Source organism: Pseudaeromonas sp. HNCC25DJ182 (assembly GCF_055413365.1).
This window is the reverse complement of the sequence record NZ_JBVAYG010000021.1, coordinates 34,939-50,686: the sequence shown is the minus strand read 5'-3', so window position 1 is coordinate 50,686 and position 15,748 is coordinate 34,939. Positions and strand designations below refer to the sequence as shown.

Genomic DNA, 15,748 nt, shown 5'->3' with positions numbered 1-15,748 from the left:
CGCAATTTGATGGCCAGGAGAGTTAGGGTCAGGTTACTACAGTTTAAAACCTGTAGCCACAATGTAGACTTCTCGTGATCGGGCCCGGGATGAATCAGGTTTACGAACCTTCACGACCTTGAATAATTCACGTACTGCCTTCAGGTACTCTTCAGAACCCACGCCCTGAAAAACCTTAACCACAAAGCTACCATTCGGGGCCAGAACTTGACGACACATATCCAGCGCCAACTCGACCAGATAGATGGATCGGGGCTGGTCTACTGCCGGGGTCCCCGACATATTGGGAGCCATATCAGACAAGACGACGTCGACCTTGGCATCCCCGACCCTTTCCAGCAGAGCGGCCAATACCGACTCCTCGCGGAAGTCACCTTGCAAAAAATCGACCCCGGCAATCGGATCCATCGGCAGAATGTCACAAGCAATCACCCGCCCCTTATCGCCGACCTGTTCAACACAGAACTGCGACCAGCCGCCTGGTGCCGCACCGAGATCGACAACCGTCATTCCCGGTTTGATCAACTTATCCTTCAACTGGATCTCATCGATCTTGAATACGGCTCGCGAGCGCAAACCAAGCTTTTGCGCCTTCTGCACATATTTGTCATCGAAATGTTCTTTTAGCCAGCGCGTGGAGCTGGGTGTACGCTTCTTTTTACTCATGATGAATTACAACTCTAAGCCTAAAGGCTATTAGTATTAGACTGGATATGGGGGTAGAATACGCCCCTTTCAACCCGACCAATGAAGAAATAGCCATGAATCTGACGACCAAACAGAAGCAATACCTCAAGGGTATGGCTCACAGCCTCAAGCCGGTGGTAATGCTGGGCCAGCATGGTCTGACTGAAGGTGTGTTGGCCGAAATCGATGCTGCCCTGGCTCACCATGAGTTGATCAAGGTGAAGGTAGCAGGAGAAGATCGCGAAACCAAACAACTGATTGCTCAGGCCATACTGCGCGAAACCCGCGCCGTAGAAGTGCAAATGATGGGGAACATGCTGTCGCTGTTCCGCCAGGCAGAAGAAAGCAAATTCAACCTGCCACGTAAATAAGCACGACCACTTGTTTTAAAAGGGGGCCTAGGCCCCCTTTTACTTTTTGGATCTGTAGTTAGAGATATTGCACTTCCAGGATCTCGTACTCGACATCCCCGGCTGGCGTCTTGATCAACGCCACATCATCGACTTCCTTGCCAATCAGCCCACGAGCAATCGGCGAATTGACCGAGATCATACCCACTTTGATGTCGGCTTCATCGTCTCCGACGATCCGATAGGTGATCTCTTCTTCGGTATCACTTTTCAACACAGTGACAGTGGCGCCAAATACCACGCGCCCCGTCTGCGGCAACTTGGTCACATCAATGATGTGAGCCTTGGACAGCTTGCCTTCGATATCCTGGATCCGGCCTTCACAGAAACCCTGCTGTTCACGGGCTGCGTGATATTCCGCATTCTCTTTCAAATCGCCGTGCGCTCGCGCCTCGGCAATCGCTTCAATAATCTTCGGACGCAGATCGCTCTTTAGATATTCCAATTCTTCACGCAGCTTTTCTGCGCCACGAACCGTCATTGGGGTTTGATTCATACGCTAACCCTATTTCTCAATGGCTTGATCCGAAAAAACAAATGTCTGCCCGACACCAGTCCGGACAGACATTCATTAACCCTTGTTGCGCATTCTAATATGAATGCGCCAGGAGATCATCCCCTGTGCCTGCACCGACTAGCTGGTCAGGTCGTCAAAAAAACGCTTCACGCCATCAAAGAAGCCCTGAGCCTTCGGCTTGTGCAGCTTGGTTTCGGCCCCGTTAAAGGAGTCTTCCAACTGCTTGAGCAGATCTTTTTGCTCGTCGCTCAAATTAACAGGAGTTTCTACCACCGCCTTGCACAGCAGGTCACCCTCGGCGCCGGAGCGCAGCGAGCGGACGCCTTTGCCCCGCATGCGGAACATACATCCGGTTTGTGTCTCGGCCGGGATCTTCAGCATGACGCGACCTTCGAGAGTCGGCACTTCGACTTCGCCACCCAGTGCGGCCGAGGTGAAACTAATCGGCACTTCGCAATACAGATTATTGCCGTCACGCACGAAAATCGGGTGTTCCTTGACATGAACCTGTACATACAAATCTCCGGCCGGAGCCCCAGACTCACCCGCTTCACCCTCGCCAGCCAGACGGATCCGATCGCCGGTATCCACACCCGCCGGGATTTTCACATTGAGGGTCTTAGTCTTCTGGTAGCGACCTTCACCATGGCACTTGCGGCATGGATCCTTGATGATCTTGCCCTTGCCTCGGCAATGGGGACAGGCCTGGCTCACAGCAAAGAATCCCTGCCGCATCTGCACTTGACCACTGCCATGACAGGTCGGACAGGTTTGCGGCTGAGAACCAGCTTTGGCACCGGAGCCATGGCACTCGTCGCAGCCAACCAAGGTCGGAACCTTGATCTCCTTGTTGACGCCGCGGACCGCCTCTTCCAGAGTCAGCTCCATGTTGTAGCGCAGATCGGCACCCCGGGTCGCACGCTGTTGGCGACGACCACCACCAAAAATATCGCCAAACACATCACCGAAGATATCGCCGAAATCGGCATTCCCTGCGCCGAAACCACCGCCACCGGCGCCCATGCTGGGGTCAACACCGGCATGGCCATATTTATCATAGGCCGCACGTTTTTGCGGATCGGTCAGGATCTCGTAAGCCTCCTTGACCTCTTTAAATTTCTCTTCCGCCTGCGGATCTTCGCGGTTGCGATCGGGGTGGAACTTCATCGCCAAGCGCTTATATGCCTTCTTGATCTCGCGATCTTCGGCATTACGCTCCACACCCAGTACTTCATAAAAGTCGCGTTTTGACATGTTCTCTCAAGTCCGTGCTGATGGATACACAGACGGGCGTTGGTTGCCCAACGCCCGTTTCAACTACCGAACAACCCGGCAACTATTACTTTTTGTCGTCTTTAACTTCTTCAAATTCAGCATCAACGACATCATCTTGTGGCTTGGACTGCTGCTGACCGGCATCACCGCCCTGAGCATGGGCTTGTTGCTGAGCTTGCTGCTGGGCAATCTCCATCAACTTCTGGGTTGCGGTCATCAACTCTTGCTGCTTGGTTTCGATGACTGACTTGTCATCGCCCTTGGCTGCATCTTCCAGTGCCTTGATGGCATCTTCAATCTTCTGCTTTTCGTCGCTCGGCAACGCGTCACCGGCTTCGGTGATTTGCTTGCGCGTGGCGTGGATCAGAGCATCGGCCTGGTTGCGAGCATGCACCATCTCTTCAAACTTCTTATCTTCGGCGGCGTTGGCTTCTGCTTCACGAACCATGCGCTCGATTTCAGCATCAGTCAGACCGGAAGAAGCCTGAATGGTGATCTTCTGTTCCTTACCGGTGTCCTTGTCTTTGGCGGACACATGCAAGATACCGTCGGCATCGATGTCGAAGGTGACTTCGATCTGCGGCAAACCGCGTGGTGCTGGACGAATACCTTCCAGATTGAACTGGCCCAGAGACTTGTTGTCGCTGGCGCGCTTACGCTCACCCTGCAGAACGTGAATGGTCACCGCAGACTGGTTGTCATCAGCCGTCGAGAACACCTGTGACTTCTTGGTCGGAATCGTGGTGTTTTTCTCAATCAGAGCGGTCATGACGCTGCCCATGGTTTCGATACCCAGCGACAGCGGGGTCACATCCAGCAGCAACACGTCATGCTTTTCACCAGCCAGTACGCCACCCTGGATCGCGGCACCCATAGCAACCGCTTCATCCGGGTTCACGTCTTTACGTGGCTCTTTGCCGAAGAAGTCGGTCACTGCCTTCTGCACCATCGGCATACGAGTCTGACCACCGACCAGGATCACGTCATCGATCTCGGATACCGACAGGCCGGAATCCTTGAGTGCGGTGCGTACAGGATCCAGTGACGCCTTGACCATGTCTTCAACCAGCGATTCCAACTTGGAACGAGTCACCTTGATGTTCATGTGCTTAGGACCAGTCTGATCGGCCGTGATGTACGGCAGGTTGACGTCGGTCTGTTGGGCAGAAGAGAGTTCAATCTTGGCCTTTTCTGCCGCTTCTTTCAGGCGTTGCAGTGCCAGCATGTCGTTACGCAGATCCATGCCCTGCTCACGCTTGAACTCGTCCACCAGATAGTTGATCAGACGGTTGTCGAAGTCTTCACCACCCAGATGGGTATTACCATTGGTCGCCAGTACTTCGAAGGTCGTTTCGCCGTCCATTTCATCAATTTCGATGATGGAGATATCGAAGGTACCACCACCCAAGTCATAGACAGCAACCTTACGTTCGCCCTTGATCTTGTTGACGCCATAGGCGAATGCAGCGGCAGTCGGTTCGTTGATGATGCGCTTGACTTCCAGACCCGCGATACGGCCGGCATCCTTAGTCGCTTGACGCTGAGCATCGGTGAAATAGGCCGGTACGGTAATGACCGCTTCAGTCACCGCCTCGCCCAGGAAGTCCTCGGCAGTCTTCTTCATCTTCTTCAGCACTTCGGCTGAAATTTGCGGCGGCGCCATGCGCTTGCCTTTGACTTCAACCCAGGCATCGCCATTGTCAGCACGGGTGATGCCATACGGCATGATCTTCAGATCGCGCTGTACTTCTTCATCTTCAAAGCGACGGCCGATCAGACGCTTGATCGCAAACAGAGTGTTCTTGGGGTTGGTGACCGCCTGACGCTTAGCTGGTTGACCAACCAGAATTTCGCCGTCATCCGCATACGCAATGATGGACGGAGTCGTACGATCGCCTTCGGCGTTTTCGATGACACGAGCATGGTCACCATCCAGAATGGCCACGCAAGAGTTGGTCGTACCCAGGTCAATACCAATGATTCTACCCATTTCTAATCTCCGTAAATCTGCAAAAATGCGTTCAACTTGTCTCTTGTGTTGCTAAGTGGGGATATGAGTGCGGAATTTCAATCGCCGCAGCTCATTTTTTTCGTCCCGGACTTTGCCGTTGTCCTAGATATGGGGGTACCCATTCCCGCCTTCAAGAGCCCGGCGATAAAAAAACCCACCAGACGGTGGGTTCTTCAAACACTAGACCCTGATCAGGCCTGTACATCCACGCTGGGCGCACGGGCGACCATCACCATCGCTGGACGAATGATACGGCCATTGAGTTCATAACCCTTTTGCATCACGGCGATCACCGAGTTGGGCGCCACCTGTCCATTCTCGACCATGCTGATCGCCTGATGGCGATTGGGATCAAATGGCTCACCCAGCGGATTGATCGCCTCGACACCAAATTTGGCCACAGTGCTCAGCATGGAGCGCAGGGTCAGATCAACACCTTCCAAGGTCGGCTTCAGCGCCTCATTTTCCCGATCCGATAACTCCAGTGCGCGCTCCAGGCTATCGATGACCGGCAACAACTCACCGGAGAACTTCTCGAGCGCGAACTTGTGTGCCTTCTCAACATCCAGCGCCGAACGACGGCGCAGATTTTCCATCTCAGCAGCAATGCGTAACGCGCGGTCTTTTTCTTCCTGCGCAGCGGCTTCGGCTTGCGCCAGCTTCTCCAACAGGGCTGTCAGCTCGTCGCTAGCTGTGGATCCGGTGCCTGCATCGGCTAGCTCTGCATCGAGCAGCGCCTCGGTATTTTGCTCTGCACTTTGTTCCATCGCTTGTTCCTGGTTACTCATCACGTCTCCAACACATCAGTTTCTTACACTTGCAGCCTATTATGGGGACTAAGCGCTGCCTTTCAAGGTTTGATGCCGTCTTGCACCAGACAAGAGTGGACGGAAACTGAAAAAACGAGTCTGATTAGACGCTTGAATGAATCAGGATATACTTCAACATCCGCTCGCTACGCAGGATCCCACATGCCAGCACAGTTCGACACCATAGCCCTGATCGGCAAACCCAATCACATCGCTACCAATCAGACGCTTCGTTGCCTATACGACTTTCTCACCGCGTGTGGCCGTAATGTTCTGGTAGAGAGCCGGGTTGCCGAGCAGTTATCCGTACCGGTTGCGCAGGCCCTCGAGCTGCAGCATCTGGGCAAGGTGGCTGATTTGGCCATCGTCGTCGGTGGCGACGGTAATATGCTTGGTGCGGCACGGGTTCTGGCGCGCTATAACGTTCCTGTTCTAGGTGTGAACCGGGGCAATCTGGGCTTTTTAACCGATCTCTCCCCGCAGGACTTCGAGGCACCGTTACGCGCTGTACTGGATGGTCACTACCAGACCGAATCCCGCTTTTTGCTCAACGCCAGCGTCTACCGCTATGGTGAGCTGAAGGCAAGCAGCACGGCCCTCAACGAAGCGGTGCTGCATCCGGGTAAGATTGCCCATATGATTGACTTTGCTGTACATATCGACGACGTCTTCATGTACAGCCAACGCGCCGATGGCATCATAGTCGCTACGCCCACCGGCTCTACCGCCTATGCGCTCTCGGCCGGCGGCCCGATCCTGACTCCCCAGCTCAATGCCATCGCCCTGGTCCCCATGTTCCCCCATACCCTGAGCTGTCGTCCGATTGTCATTGACGCGGACAGCGAAGTGAAACTGGTGGTCTCGCCCGACAATATCGATGATCAGTTGCAAGTCAGCTGTGACGGCCACATCTCGCTAGATGTCCATCCGGGTGACGAAATCATCATCCGCAAATGCCAGCATACCCTGCAGCTCATACATCCGCTGGGTCACAGCTACTTCAATGTGTTACGCAACAAGCTCGGCTGGGGCAGCAAGCTGTTCTGACGGCTGACACTCGACTGCGCTCAAAAAAAACGCATCGCGTCCATTCATCCCTGTTTACTGTATTGATAACCAGTATATACTGTTTATCAATACAGTGATTTGAACAGGTGCTGTCATGCTGACTCAATTAACAATTCAGAATTTTGCCATCGTTAAATTTCTCGAGCTGGAGCTTCAAGGCGGCATGACCTGCATCACCGGCGAAACCGGAGCCGGTAAGTCCATCGCCATCGATGCCTTGGGGCTCTGTCTGGGAGAGCGCGCGGAAATCAGCATGATCCGTCCAGGCGCCGAACGGACCGAACTGACGGCACGTTTTAATCTGGGCAACAATCCGCTCGCCCGAAGCTGGCTGCATGAGCAGGAGCTGCAAGACGAAGAAGAGTGTCTCTTGCGCCGGGTGATCACCGCCGAAGGCCGCTCCCGGGCTTATATCAACGGCACACCAGTCCCCTTGACCCAACTCAAAGCCCTCGGACAGTTGCTGATCAACATCCACGGCCAGCATGCCCACCAGTTGCTGCTCAAACCCGAGCACCAGCTGACCATCCTGGATGGCTATGCCGGCCATCACGATCTCCTGCACGCCACCCGCCAGCATTATCAGAACTGGCGCCAGCTCCAGCATGAACTCAACCGCCTGCAGCAAGATAAAAGCCAGCGGGAATCCCGTCGCCAATTGCTGGAATATCAGGTAGAGGAGCTGGACGAATTTGCCTTACAGGCCGATGAATATGAAGCCATTGAGGCGGAACATACCCGTCTGGCCAACAGTGGCGAGATCATCAGTGACTGCCAAGCATGTCTCGATCTACTCTACGATAACGAAGACGTGACCGCCGCCAGCCTGCTCAAGAGTGCCGTATCCCGTCTGGAGGAGCTCTGCAGCCTGGATGAAAAGCTGCAACCTGTGATGACCATGCTCAATGATGCCCTCATCCAGGTCCAGGAGAGCCAGCAGGAACTGCGCCACTATCTCGATCGCATGGAGCTGGATCCTGAGCGCTTCGCCACCCTGGAGTCACGCCTCACCCGAGCCCTGGAGCTGGCACGCAAGCACCATGTCAAACCTCAGTCGTTGGCCGCCACCCACAGTGAACTCCGCGCCGAGTTGGATAGCATCAGTCATGATGATGCGCGGCTCGATGCTCTAGCTGCAGAGCAACAACAAGCTAGAAACGACTATCAGGATGCCGCCAGTCGGCTGAGCGCCAGCCGCCAGCGCTACGCCGCCGAGCTAGCAGAGCTCATCAGTCAGCGCATCCGCTCCCTTTCCATGCCCGATGGTCAGTTGCAGATCCTGGTCAGTAACCCGACAGCTGCGACCCCTTCCCCACTGGGGATGGATCATGTCGATTTCCTGGTTTCCACCAATCCGGGTCAGCCTCTGCAGCCGTTAGCCAAAGTCGCCTCGGGCGGCGAGTTATCCCGGATCAGTCTGGCGATCCAGGTGATCACCGCCGAGCGCGTCGCCACTCCAAGCCTTATTTTTGACGAAGTGGATGTCGGCATCAGCGGACCAACCGCGGCGATTGTCGGCAAATTGTTGCGCGAGCTGGGTGCCTCGACCCAGGTCCTGGTGGTCACCCATTTACCGCAAGTTGCGGGCCATGGCCACCAGCACCTGTTTGTCAGCAAGCAAAGCGATGGCGCATCCACGGAAACCCGGATGCATGCCCTATCCCATCAAGGGCGTCTTGATGAACTGGCGCGCCTGCTGGGCGGTGATCAGATCACCAACAATACCCTCGCCAATGCCCGAGAACTGCTGGTTGCAGCGCCATAACGCCGCCGGAGCAGCAACTAGCCGGTGAAGTAAATATGCGTCAGCTCTTCAGACGCACTTTTACTTCGCTGGCGTTCCCCGCTATCATCTGGCCTGCTTATTGAATTGAATGAAGAATTTGCTGATGCGGAACAACAAACTGGTTATTGCAACACTGACCGCCGCTATGCTGCTGAGCACCGGCTGTGTCTACCGAATCGATGTACCGCAAGGTAACTTCGTGGAGCAAAAGCAGATCGAACAATTGCGTGCTGGCATGAGCCGGGCTCAGGTCGAGTTTGTGCTGGGCAGCCCCATGGTTGAAGATGCCTTCGACAGCAGCACCTGGCACTATGTGTACTATCTGCGTGAAGGCTGGAATGAACCCAAGCAGAAGAATCTCACCATCCGTTTTATGAACGACAAACTGTCCAGCGTCAGTGGTGATTTCCCGCCGCCAGCCAGCTTCAACCTGCCGTTATAGCGTCCGAAGATTTACCTCTTTCAGCGCCAATATCCGTACCTCGATCCGGATATTGGCGATATGAACCACAGCGTCCCCCCCCCGTTTACCACTGTCAGCAACCCGAGTGCTGCATCAATGCTTGCGCTGCGGATTTACAATCCCGCCGGTGACCTTATCGGCACGGCCTTCGTCTTTTGCCTTTTCGGCCCGCTTGCGGCGCATCTCCCGTGGATCGGCGGTCAACGGGCGATAAATTTCGATGCGTTCTCCCCCAGCCAAAGCGGTCGTCAGCGGAACAATACGGCTGTAAATTCCGACTTTCATCGTTGCCAAATCCAGCTCGGGAAACCGCCGCAGCACGCCACTTTGCTGCAGTGCCTGCTCGATGCTGGAGCCAGAAGCGACCTTAAGCGCCAGCAACACCTGTTTTTCCGGCAAGGCATAGACCACTTCGATATTCACCAACTCAGCCACCATGAACCTCCTTCGCCCGCTGCGTAAACGCATGCACCATAGAGCCAACCAACTCGTTGAAAATACGCCCGAATGCCAACTCGACCAGACGGGAACTGAATTCAAACTCCAGTGCCAGCTCTACTTTACTGGCCTGTTCATCCAGAGGTGTAAAACTCCAGACGCCGCTCAAGCGTCGGAAGGGACCATCGACCAAATCCATCTGGATCGAACGACCTGCTAGCAGCAGATTCCGAGTGGTAAAGGATTTATGGATCCCGGCTTTGGCGACCTCCACTCGGGCCACTATGGAGTCCGCTTGGGATTCCAGGACTTCGCTGGCGACGCAACCAGGCAAAAATTGCGGGTAAGCATGAACATCATTTACCAACTGATACATCTGTTCAGCGCTATACATCACCAACGCACTGCGGTTGATTCGGGCCATACACTCTCCTCGTTCACTCGCCGGCGATTCTAGCATTCGACGCAAAAATCGCACCATATCACGGCTCCAATTGATCGCATGGTTTTACAGCGCCCCGTCGCCACGTATAATGCCCGACCTGATGTAGAGGAAAGGTTTAGCCCCATGAGCAAAAACAAAAGTAAAAACGCCGGGTCCTCGACCATAGCGCTGAATAAAAAGGCTCGTCACGAATACTTCATTGAAGATAAGTATGAGGCTGGCCTCGAATTGCAAGGCTGGGAAGTCAAATCACTGCGCGCCGGCAAGGCCAACATCGGCGATGGCTACGTCATCATTCGTGATGGTCAGGTCTACCTGTTTGGCGCCAACTTTACGCCCCTGAGCCTGGCCTCTACCCACGTGATCTGCGATCCCACCCGCACCCGTAAACTATTGCTGCAGAAGAGCCAGATCGAACGGCTGATCGGTCTGGTCGAACGCCAGGGTTACACCCTGATCCCGTTGGCGCTGTATTGGAAGAATGCCTGGGTCAAGATCGAGATCGGTCTGGCCAAGGGTAAAAAAGAGCACGACAAGCGCGATGACCTCAAAGAAAGAGAGTGGCAACGAGATAAAGAACGGATGATGAAGAACAAAGGCCGCTAAGCCTTGGAGTTATCAACTCTTTACGGTAAGATGGCGTCAACACATTGGGGCTGATTCTGGATTCGACGGGACACTCGAAACCCAAGGTGCATGCCGAGGTGCGGTAGGCCTCGTTAATAAACCGCAAAAAATAGTCGCAAACGACGAAACCTACGCTTTAGCAGCTTAATACCCTGCTCGAAGCCCTTCTACCCTAGCTTGCCTATGTCCTAGGGGATTGGAAGGTCATCTTTCATAGGATCGCGTGGAAGTCCTGCCTGGGGCGGAAGCGTTAAAACCAATCAGGCTAGTTATTCGGTGGCGTGTCGGTCCGCAGCTGGATGGCGAATGTAAAGACTCGACTAAGCATGTAGTACTGAGGATGTAGGTTTTTCGGACGCGGGTTCAAATCCCGCCAGCTCCACCAATACTTAAGGCCCTGAGAAATCAGGGCCTTTTTCTTTGGCTCGGCGGGAAAGTGTCACACTGAGGTGTCACACTGAGGTGTCACACTATGCGCTAACCCATCCGGCTTATACCTCTAAGGCCACCACGCACATTTCCATTTAGGTGCTTCACTTTCTTCCACAGCCAAACAATTGGCTTACAGAATCAACTCAACCCAAGCTCTTTGATATACTGCCCTATCAAAAAATATAGGACGAACATTATGGCGTTGAATGTCGAACATCTGATGCGCACGGCAGCCACATTAGAACAGGCTTTGCTGGCACTGAAGAACACAGATCCCACTGATGAGATCATGTTCGATCTTTATCGAAATGCCGCCATCAAGAGTTTTGAACTGTCGCTGGAAACATCTGGCAAGCTGCTGCGCAAGGCGCTCAAAGCGTACGGCGGCGCACCACGCAGTGTTGATGCACTGGTGTTCAACGATATTCTGCGTCATGCCGGTAAGCATTCCATTTTCGATGAGGCTGCGGTCACTCGTTGGCTAGCGTATCGTGCCAACCGTAACAGCACCGCCCATGACTACGGCGAGGGTTTTGCTAACGACACGCTGAAATTGCTACCCGGCTATTTGCAGGATGTCCGGGCGCTGGCAACCAAGTTACAAGAGGTGTTTGATGCCGCAAGTTGAGCTCTCTGAGCTACAAATATCAGCCACCCAACTAGCCGAATTACAGGCCCTGCTGCAACGTCATGTCCCCCATGCCGAAGTCTGGGCTTATGGCAGCCGGATCACCGGCTCGGCCCATGAAGGTAGCGATCTGGATCTGGTGCTTCGCCAGCCAACCGATTTGACGAAGGATGTCGAAGGTTGGGGCGCCCTTAAAGATGCCGTTCAAGAGAGTAGCCTGCCCATGCTGGTCGATATTCATCTCTGGTCTCACCTCCCCACCGCCTTTCATACAGAGATTGAAAAGGCCTATGTGGTTCTTCAATAAAGAGTATCCCATCACCATAACGTTTATTTCTTAAGCCAAAATGCTCAACTGCCCTAGCGTTGAACCAGCACATTGGTTCAGATATGCCAAGTTCTGCTCCGATTTGAGCCCTTTATTGTGTTGATTGAATGAGCCGCGCCCTGTAGCAGAGTGATGAGGGACTGAGCCGATTTGTGCAAGCCGTCCCTTCGGCACTCAAAATCCCGGATGACGGATGGAATGTGATCGCGTTGGGCCAACAAGCTTTTCGCGTCTCGGACTCACCCCGCTTTTTTGGTAAAGTACCTGTCATTGCTGTCACTGTGGAAAGCCTTGATGTCCATCGATTACTACAACCAGAACGCCCGTAACTTTTTCGACGGCACAGTAACTGTGGATATGGCTCCGCTCTATCAACGCTTTCTCCCCCTTCTGCCGCCGCATGCCCATATTCTCGATGCCGGTTGTGGCTCGGGACGTGACAGTCGCTATTTTCTCGATCAGGGGTTTTGCGTCACGGCTATGGATGCCAGCCAGGAGCTGGCTCAACTCGCCCAGAGCCTGTTGCAACAGGCGGTGACGGTTTGCCGTTTCGATGAGTTCCAGGCCAGCAAACCGATGGATGCCATCTGGGCCTGCGCCTCACTGCTGCATGTGCCGCTTGCCGAACTACCGGCTGTTATGGCGCACCTAACGGCCCAGTTAACAGCGCGGGGGATCTTCTACTGTTCGTTCAAATACGGCAGTGGTCAGGTCAGCCGTGATGGCCGCACCTTTACCAATCTGGACGAAGCCGGGCTCGATGCACTGCTGCACTCTTTGCCGCTGCAAGCAGTACCGCTGCGCATCTACGACATCTGGCAGACCGGCGATCTGCGTCCCGGACGCGAGAGTGAACGTTGGCTCAATGTAGTGCTGCAAAAGGAGTCCCGATGAGCCAGCTCTCTCTTTTTTGCGGTGGCTCAACCCAGGATCGCTCCTTCACCACGCCCCTGCTTGCCCCTTTGATTACCGCCATCAATCAGGCCAGCCAGATAGATATCACCGTCTCCTTCATTCGCCAGAGCGGGTTAAGGCTCCTCATCCCGGCGCTGGAAGATGCCCAGCAACGTGGTGCCATCATCCGCATCATCACCTCTGATTATCTGGATGTGACCGAGCCCGTCGCCTTGCGTGAGCTGATGCAGTTTGCCGAACGCGGCGCAGATGTGCGGATCTATGAGAGCGCCAGCAATCCTGGCTTTCATATGAAGTCCTACCTCTTTATCCACACGGCAACAGCGGATCAGCTGCACGGCTGTGCATTTGTCGGCTCCAGCAATATCTCGCGGGCCGCCCTGACCGAATCGCTGGAGTGGAACTGGTGCCATCAGGTCAATGATCGGCCCGATAGCCCTGCGGCCATCACTCTGCTGCAGGTTCGTCGGGAATTTGAGCGCCTGCTGGATGATCCCCGCGTCGTGGCATTGAGCCATCCCTGGATAGACAGCTACCTGCAGCGTTACCGGATAAGCCCGCTAACCGGCTTGCGTGTGCTGACCGGCGATAATCTCAGTAATGCCGAACAGCTCAGGGAAACGCCCTTACCCAACGAGGTGCAAGTTGAAGCCCTGGCGGCGTTAGCCCAAAGCCGCCAGCAAGGCTTCGTGCGTGGGCTGGTCGTGATGGCGACGGGGCTGGGCAAAACCTGGCTTGCCGCCTTCGATGCCAGACAGATGGACGCCCGCCGCTTGCTGTTCGTCGCCCATCGCGATGAAATCATACTGCAGGCGCAACGCACCTTTATTCGCATGAGACCGGATGCCCATACCGGCCTCTATAACGGTAGCCGCCAGGATCAGGCCGACTGGCTCTTTGCCTCGGTACAAACCCTGGGTCGCGACAGCCACCTGCGCCAGTTCAGCCCGGACCATTTCGACTACATAGTGGTGGATGAGTTTCATCACGCCTCCTCCCCCACCTATCGCCGCATACTCGACTACTTCGCGCCCCGTTTTCTGCTCGGCCTGACCGCCACGCCTGAGCGCACCGATCAGGCCGACATTCTGACGCTGTGCGATGACAATCTGATCTACGAAAAGGGGCTGCGCGATGCGATCCTGGCACGGCAACTGGTGCCGCTGATCTATCACGGCATCCTCGATGAGTTCATCAACTACGACGAGATCCCCTGGCGTAATGGCAAGTTTGATCCACAGGCACTGGAAACCGCCTTTGCCAGCCACAAGCGGGGGCAACATGCCCTGACCCACTGGTTAACCTTGCGCCAAACCCGGACGCTGGCCTTCTGTATATCTACCCGCCATGCCGACTTTATGGCCCAGCTCTTCCAGAAGGCGGGGATTTCAGCCGCCGCCGTCTACGCCGGTTCAGCCAAGCGCCGCAATGAAGCGTTAGACGAACTCGAACGCGGCGAGCTGCAGGTGATCTTCTCGGTAGACCTCTTCAACGAAGGGACGGATCTTCCGGCCATAGACACAGTTCTGATGCTGCGCCCGACCGAATCACGCATCGTCTTCTTACAGCAATTGGGCCGAGGCCTGCGCCTGCATCCAGATAAAAAGCATCTGGTGGTCATCGATCTGGTGGGTAATCACAAGGCCTGCCTGCATAAACCCTACCTGCTGCAAAGCTTGTTGGCCGCCACAGGGGGTAAGCGCAGTCCGCAGGATCGCCCCATTGCGCTACCGGATGTTGCGCTGCCGGATGGATGCCATATCAATCTCGACCCCAAGCTCCTGCCCCTGCTGAGCAAACTGCAACGCGGGCAGCGGCTTCATGTTCGGGACGATTACCGCTCACTCAAAGAGGAGCTGGGCTATCGTCCAACGGCAGCGCAGGCATTTTGGGCCGGTTTTGATTTTGTAAAACTGCGCAAACAGCATGGCAGCTGGTTTGGCTTGATCGAGCAGGAGGGCGATCTGAGCGACGAGGCCCTCTCCGTGCTGGCAAACCTGCGCGACTTCCTGCTGACCGGCATTGAAACGACCGTCACGACCAAAAGCTTCAAAATCATACTGCTGCAGGCCCTGCTGGATCTGGACGGCCTGCGCCAACCGCCGACACTGCGGGAGTTGGCGCGCCACTCACGACAGGTCATAGAGCGACACCCGGAGATAGCAGCCCGGGATCTGGGTCCCAAAGAGCGGGCGCTGGCCGCCGACTCGGATGGCTGGTTCCGCTACTGGCGGGATAATCCCATCAAATTCAGCACGACCGGCAATGCCGACTCCAAGGCAAGCTACTGGTTTGAAATCCGGGACGAGCACTTCTGCCCCGCTTTCACCCTGCCGGAGCAGCAGCTTGAGATACTCCATCAGATGATGCAGGAGCTGATCGATCTGCGACTGGCCCAATACCGCCAGCAAAAACAACTCACACAGCCCCGCCCTGTTGCCACGCCTCCCCTTGTTGCAGCACAGACAGAAGCAGGCACCTCGGCCCCGCAGAACCTGATCCGCCTGCGTTACTACCCCAATCTGAAAATCGCCTGTGGTCACTTTAAAAACGGCGCGGCGGATGATGTGCAATGGATGACACTGGACGAGCAGCACAGCGCGCTCGATCCCGAGTGCGTCTTCCTGGCCAATGCCAGCGGCAACTCGATGAATGGCGGTAAAGACCCGATCCTGGATGGCGATTTACTGCTGCTGGAGTGGATAGACCCGGACCACGCCGGTTCCCTGCGCAACCAGATAGTGGCGATCCAAAGAGAAGACGAAGCCGGAGATAGCCAATACCTGCTGCGCCGTATCATCAAAACCGACGATGGCAGCTACCTGCTACGGGCCAACAACCCTGAGTATGCCGATCTCACAGCCGATGAAAATATGCGGACCTTCGCTCGGTTAAAAGGGCGAATATAA

At 55.1% G+C, this 15,748-nt stretch carries 16 protein-coding genes and 1 other RNA gene; 10 read left to right on the top strand and 7 right to left on the bottom strand.

The features are described from left to right. Window positions 1-36: 36 nt before the first annotated feature. Entirely contained in the window at window positions 37-666 is a 630-nt protein-coding gene (gene rlmE / locus ACZYUB_RS15200; RefSeq protein WP_463949099.1) for a 23S rRNA (uridine(2552)-2'-O)-methyltransferase RlmE, read from the bottom strand. 95 nt (window positions 667-761) lie between these two features. On the opposite strand from rlmE, the gene yhbY reads away from it, so the two are divergent. Continuing rightward, window positions 762-1,058 (top strand): ribosome assembly RNA-binding protein YhbY, encoded by a 297-nt coding sequence (gene yhbY / locus ACZYUB_RS15195; protein WP_460882557.1) that lies wholly within the window; start codon window positions 762-764, stop codon window positions 1,056-1,058. Between the two features lie 58 nt (window positions 1,059-1,116). Here yhbY and greA read toward each other — a convergent pair whose 3' ends face one another. The 4 genes from greA to grpE form a co-directional block, all read right to left on the bottom strand. Then, complete coding sequence (gene greA, locus ACZYUB_RS15190; RefSeq protein ID WP_463949098.1) at window positions 1,117-1,593, bottom strand: transcription elongation factor GreA; 477 nt, start codon at window positions 1,591-1,593, stop codon at window positions 1,117-1,119. Between the two features lie 138 nt (window positions 1,594-1,731). Beyond that, window positions 1,732-2,868: a molecular chaperone DnaJ gene (gene dnaJ, locus ACZYUB_RS15185; protein WP_463949097.1), complete on the bottom strand. Its 1,137-nt coding sequence runs from the start codon at window positions 2,866-2,868 to the stop codon at window positions 1,732-1,734. Window positions 2,869-2,953: 85 nt separating this feature from the next. Next, window positions 2,954-4,879 carry a molecular chaperone DnaK gene (gene dnaK / locus ACZYUB_RS15180; protein WP_463949096.1) on the bottom strand — a complete coding sequence of 642 codons (1,926 nt, stop codon included), beginning with the start codon at window positions 4,877-4,879 and terminating at the stop codon, window positions 2,954-2,956. Between the two features lie 212 nt (window positions 4,880-5,091). Next, entirely contained in the window at window positions 5,092-5,688 is a 597-nt protein-coding gene (gene grpE, locus ACZYUB_RS15175) for a nucleotide exchange factor GrpE (RefSeq protein ID WP_460882553.1), read from the bottom strand. A 183-nt stretch (window positions 5,689-5,871) separates the two neighbouring features. Between grpE and nadK the strand changes: the two genes are divergently transcribed. The 3 genes from nadK (at window position 5,872) to ACZYUB_RS15160 (ending at window position 9,005) form a co-directional block, all read left to right on the top strand. After that, the gene (nadK, locus tag ACZYUB_RS15170; protein ID WP_463949095.1) at window positions 5,872-6,756 is read left to right on the top strand and encodes an NAD(+) kinase; all 885 of its coding nucleotides are present in this window, start codon (window positions 5,872-5,874) and stop codon (window positions 6,754-6,756) included. 115 nt (window positions 6,757-6,871) lie between these two features. Further along, a complete protein-coding gene (recN, locus tag ACZYUB_RS15165; protein WP_463949094.1) occupies window positions 6,872-8,542 on the top strand; it encodes a DNA repair protein RecN in 1,671 nt (556 codons plus the stop codon). Window positions 8,543-8,666: 124 nt separating this feature from the next. After that, window positions 8,667-9,005: an outer membrane protein assembly factor BamE gene (locus tag ACZYUB_RS15160; protein WP_463949093.1), complete on the top strand. Its 339-nt coding sequence runs from the start codon at window positions 8,667-8,669 to the stop codon at window positions 9,003-9,005. A 114-nt stretch (window positions 9,006-9,119) separates the two neighbouring features. Here ACZYUB_RS15160 and ACZYUB_RS15155 read toward each other — a convergent pair whose 3' ends face one another. After that, the gene (locus tag ACZYUB_RS15155) at window positions 9,120-9,461 is read right to left on the bottom strand and encodes an RnfH family protein (protein ID WP_463949117.1); all 342 of its coding nucleotides are present in this window, start codon (window positions 9,459-9,461) and stop codon (window positions 9,120-9,122) included. Next, on the bottom strand, window positions 9,454-9,888 hold the full coding sequence (locus ACZYUB_RS15150; protein ID WP_463949092.1) for an SRPBCC family protein: 435 nt from the start codon (window positions 9,886-9,888) through the stop codon (window positions 9,454-9,456). Before ACZYUB_RS15150 ends, ACZYUB_RS15155 begins: the two co-directional genes overlap by 8 nt. A 144-nt stretch (window positions 9,889-10,032) precedes the next feature. On the opposite strand from ACZYUB_RS15150, the gene smpB reads away from it, so the two are divergent. The 6 genes from smpB to ACZYUB_RS15120 all read left to right on the top strand — a co-directional run bounded on the left by smpB (window position 10,033) and on the right by ACZYUB_RS15120 (window position 15,748). Next, window positions 10,033-10,515, top strand: a complete 483-nt coding sequence (gene smpB, locus ACZYUB_RS15145; RefSeq protein WP_463949091.1) for an SsrA-binding protein SmpB — start codon at window positions 10,033-10,035, stop codon at window positions 10,513-10,515. 46 nt (window positions 10,516-10,561) lie between these two features. Further along, window positions 10,562-10,921, top strand: a transfer-messenger RNA (tmRNA) gene (ssrA, locus tag ACZYUB_RS15140). 243 nt (window positions 10,922-11,164) lie between these two features. Further along, window positions 11,165-11,596 carry a nucleotidyltransferase substrate binding protein gene (locus ACZYUB_RS15135; RefSeq protein WP_463949090.1) on the top strand — a complete coding sequence of 144 codons (432 nt, stop codon included), beginning with the start codon at window positions 11,165-11,167 and terminating at the stop codon, window positions 11,594-11,596. Further along, the gene (locus ACZYUB_RS15130; RefSeq protein ID WP_463949089.1) at window positions 11,583-11,903 is read left to right on the top strand and encodes a nucleotidyltransferase family protein; all 321 of its coding nucleotides are present in this window, start codon (window positions 11,583-11,585) and stop codon (window positions 11,901-11,903) included. Before ACZYUB_RS15135 ends, ACZYUB_RS15130 begins: the two co-directional genes overlap by 14 nt. 315 nt (window positions 11,904-12,218) lie before the next feature. Continuing rightward, complete coding sequence (locus tag ACZYUB_RS15125) at window positions 12,219-12,818, top strand: class I SAM-dependent methyltransferase (RefSeq protein WP_463949088.1); 600 nt, start codon at window positions 12,219-12,221, stop codon at window positions 12,816-12,818. Beyond that, window positions 12,815-15,748, top strand: coding sequence for a DEAD/DEAH box helicase family protein (locus tag ACZYUB_RS15120; RefSeq protein ID WP_463949087.1), 2,934 nt, complete (start codon window positions 12,815-12,817; stop codon window positions 15,746-15,748). Before ACZYUB_RS15125 ends, ACZYUB_RS15120 begins: the two co-directional genes overlap by 4 nt.

Coding starts and splice junctions, on each gene's coding strand:
- rlmE (WP_463949099.1), bottom strand. CDS start 666: ATGAGTAAAAAGAAGCGTACACCCAGCTCCACGCGCTGGCTAAAAGAA.
- yhbY (WP_460882557.1), top strand. CDS start 762: ATGAATCTGACGACCAAACAGAAGCAATACCTCAAGGGTATGGCTCAC.
- greA (WP_463949098.1), bottom strand. CDS start 1,593: ATGAATCAAACCCCAATGACGGTTCGTGGCGCAGAAAAGCTGCGTGAA.
- dnaJ (WP_463949097.1), bottom strand. CDS start 2,868: ATGTCAAAACGCGACTTTTATGAAGTACTGGGTGTGGAGCGTAATGCC.
- dnaK (WP_463949096.1), bottom strand. CDS start 4,879: ATGGGTAGAATCATTGGTATTGACCTGGGTACGACCAACTCTTGCGTG.
- grpE (WP_460882553.1), bottom strand. CDS start 5,688: ATGAGTAACCAGGAACAAGCGATGGAACAAAGTGCAGAGCAAAATACC.
- nadK (WP_463949095.1), top strand. CDS start 5,872: ATGCCAGCACAGTTCGACACCATAGCCCTGATCGGCAAACCCAATCAC.
- recN (WP_463949094.1), top strand. CDS start 6,872: ATGCTGACTCAATTAACAATTCAGAATTTTGCCATCGTTAAATTTCTC.
- ACZYUB_RS15160 (WP_463949093.1), top strand. CDS start 8,667: ATGCGGAACAACAAACTGGTTATTGCAACACTGACCGCCGCTATGCTG.
- ACZYUB_RS15150 (WP_463949092.1), bottom strand. CDS start 9,888: ATGGCCCGAATCAACCGCAGTGCGTTGGTGATGTATAGCGCTGAACAG.
- smpB (WP_463949091.1), top strand. CDS start 10,033: ATGAGCAAAAACAAAAGTAAAAACGCCGGGTCCTCGACCATAGCGCTG.
- ACZYUB_RS15135 (WP_463949090.1), top strand. CDS start 11,165: ATGGCGTTGAATGTCGAACATCTGATGCGCACGGCAGCCACATTAGAA.
- ACZYUB_RS15130 (WP_463949089.1), top strand. CDS start 11,583: ATGCCGCAAGTTGAGCTCTCTGAGCTACAAATATCAGCCACCCAACTA.
- ACZYUB_RS15125 (WP_463949088.1), top strand. CDS start 12,219: ATGTCCATCGATTACTACAACCAGAACGCCCGTAACTTTTTCGACGGC.
- ACZYUB_RS15120 (WP_463949087.1), top strand. CDS start 12,815: ATGAGCCAGCTCTCTCTTTTTTGCGGTGGCTCAACCCAGGATCGCTCC.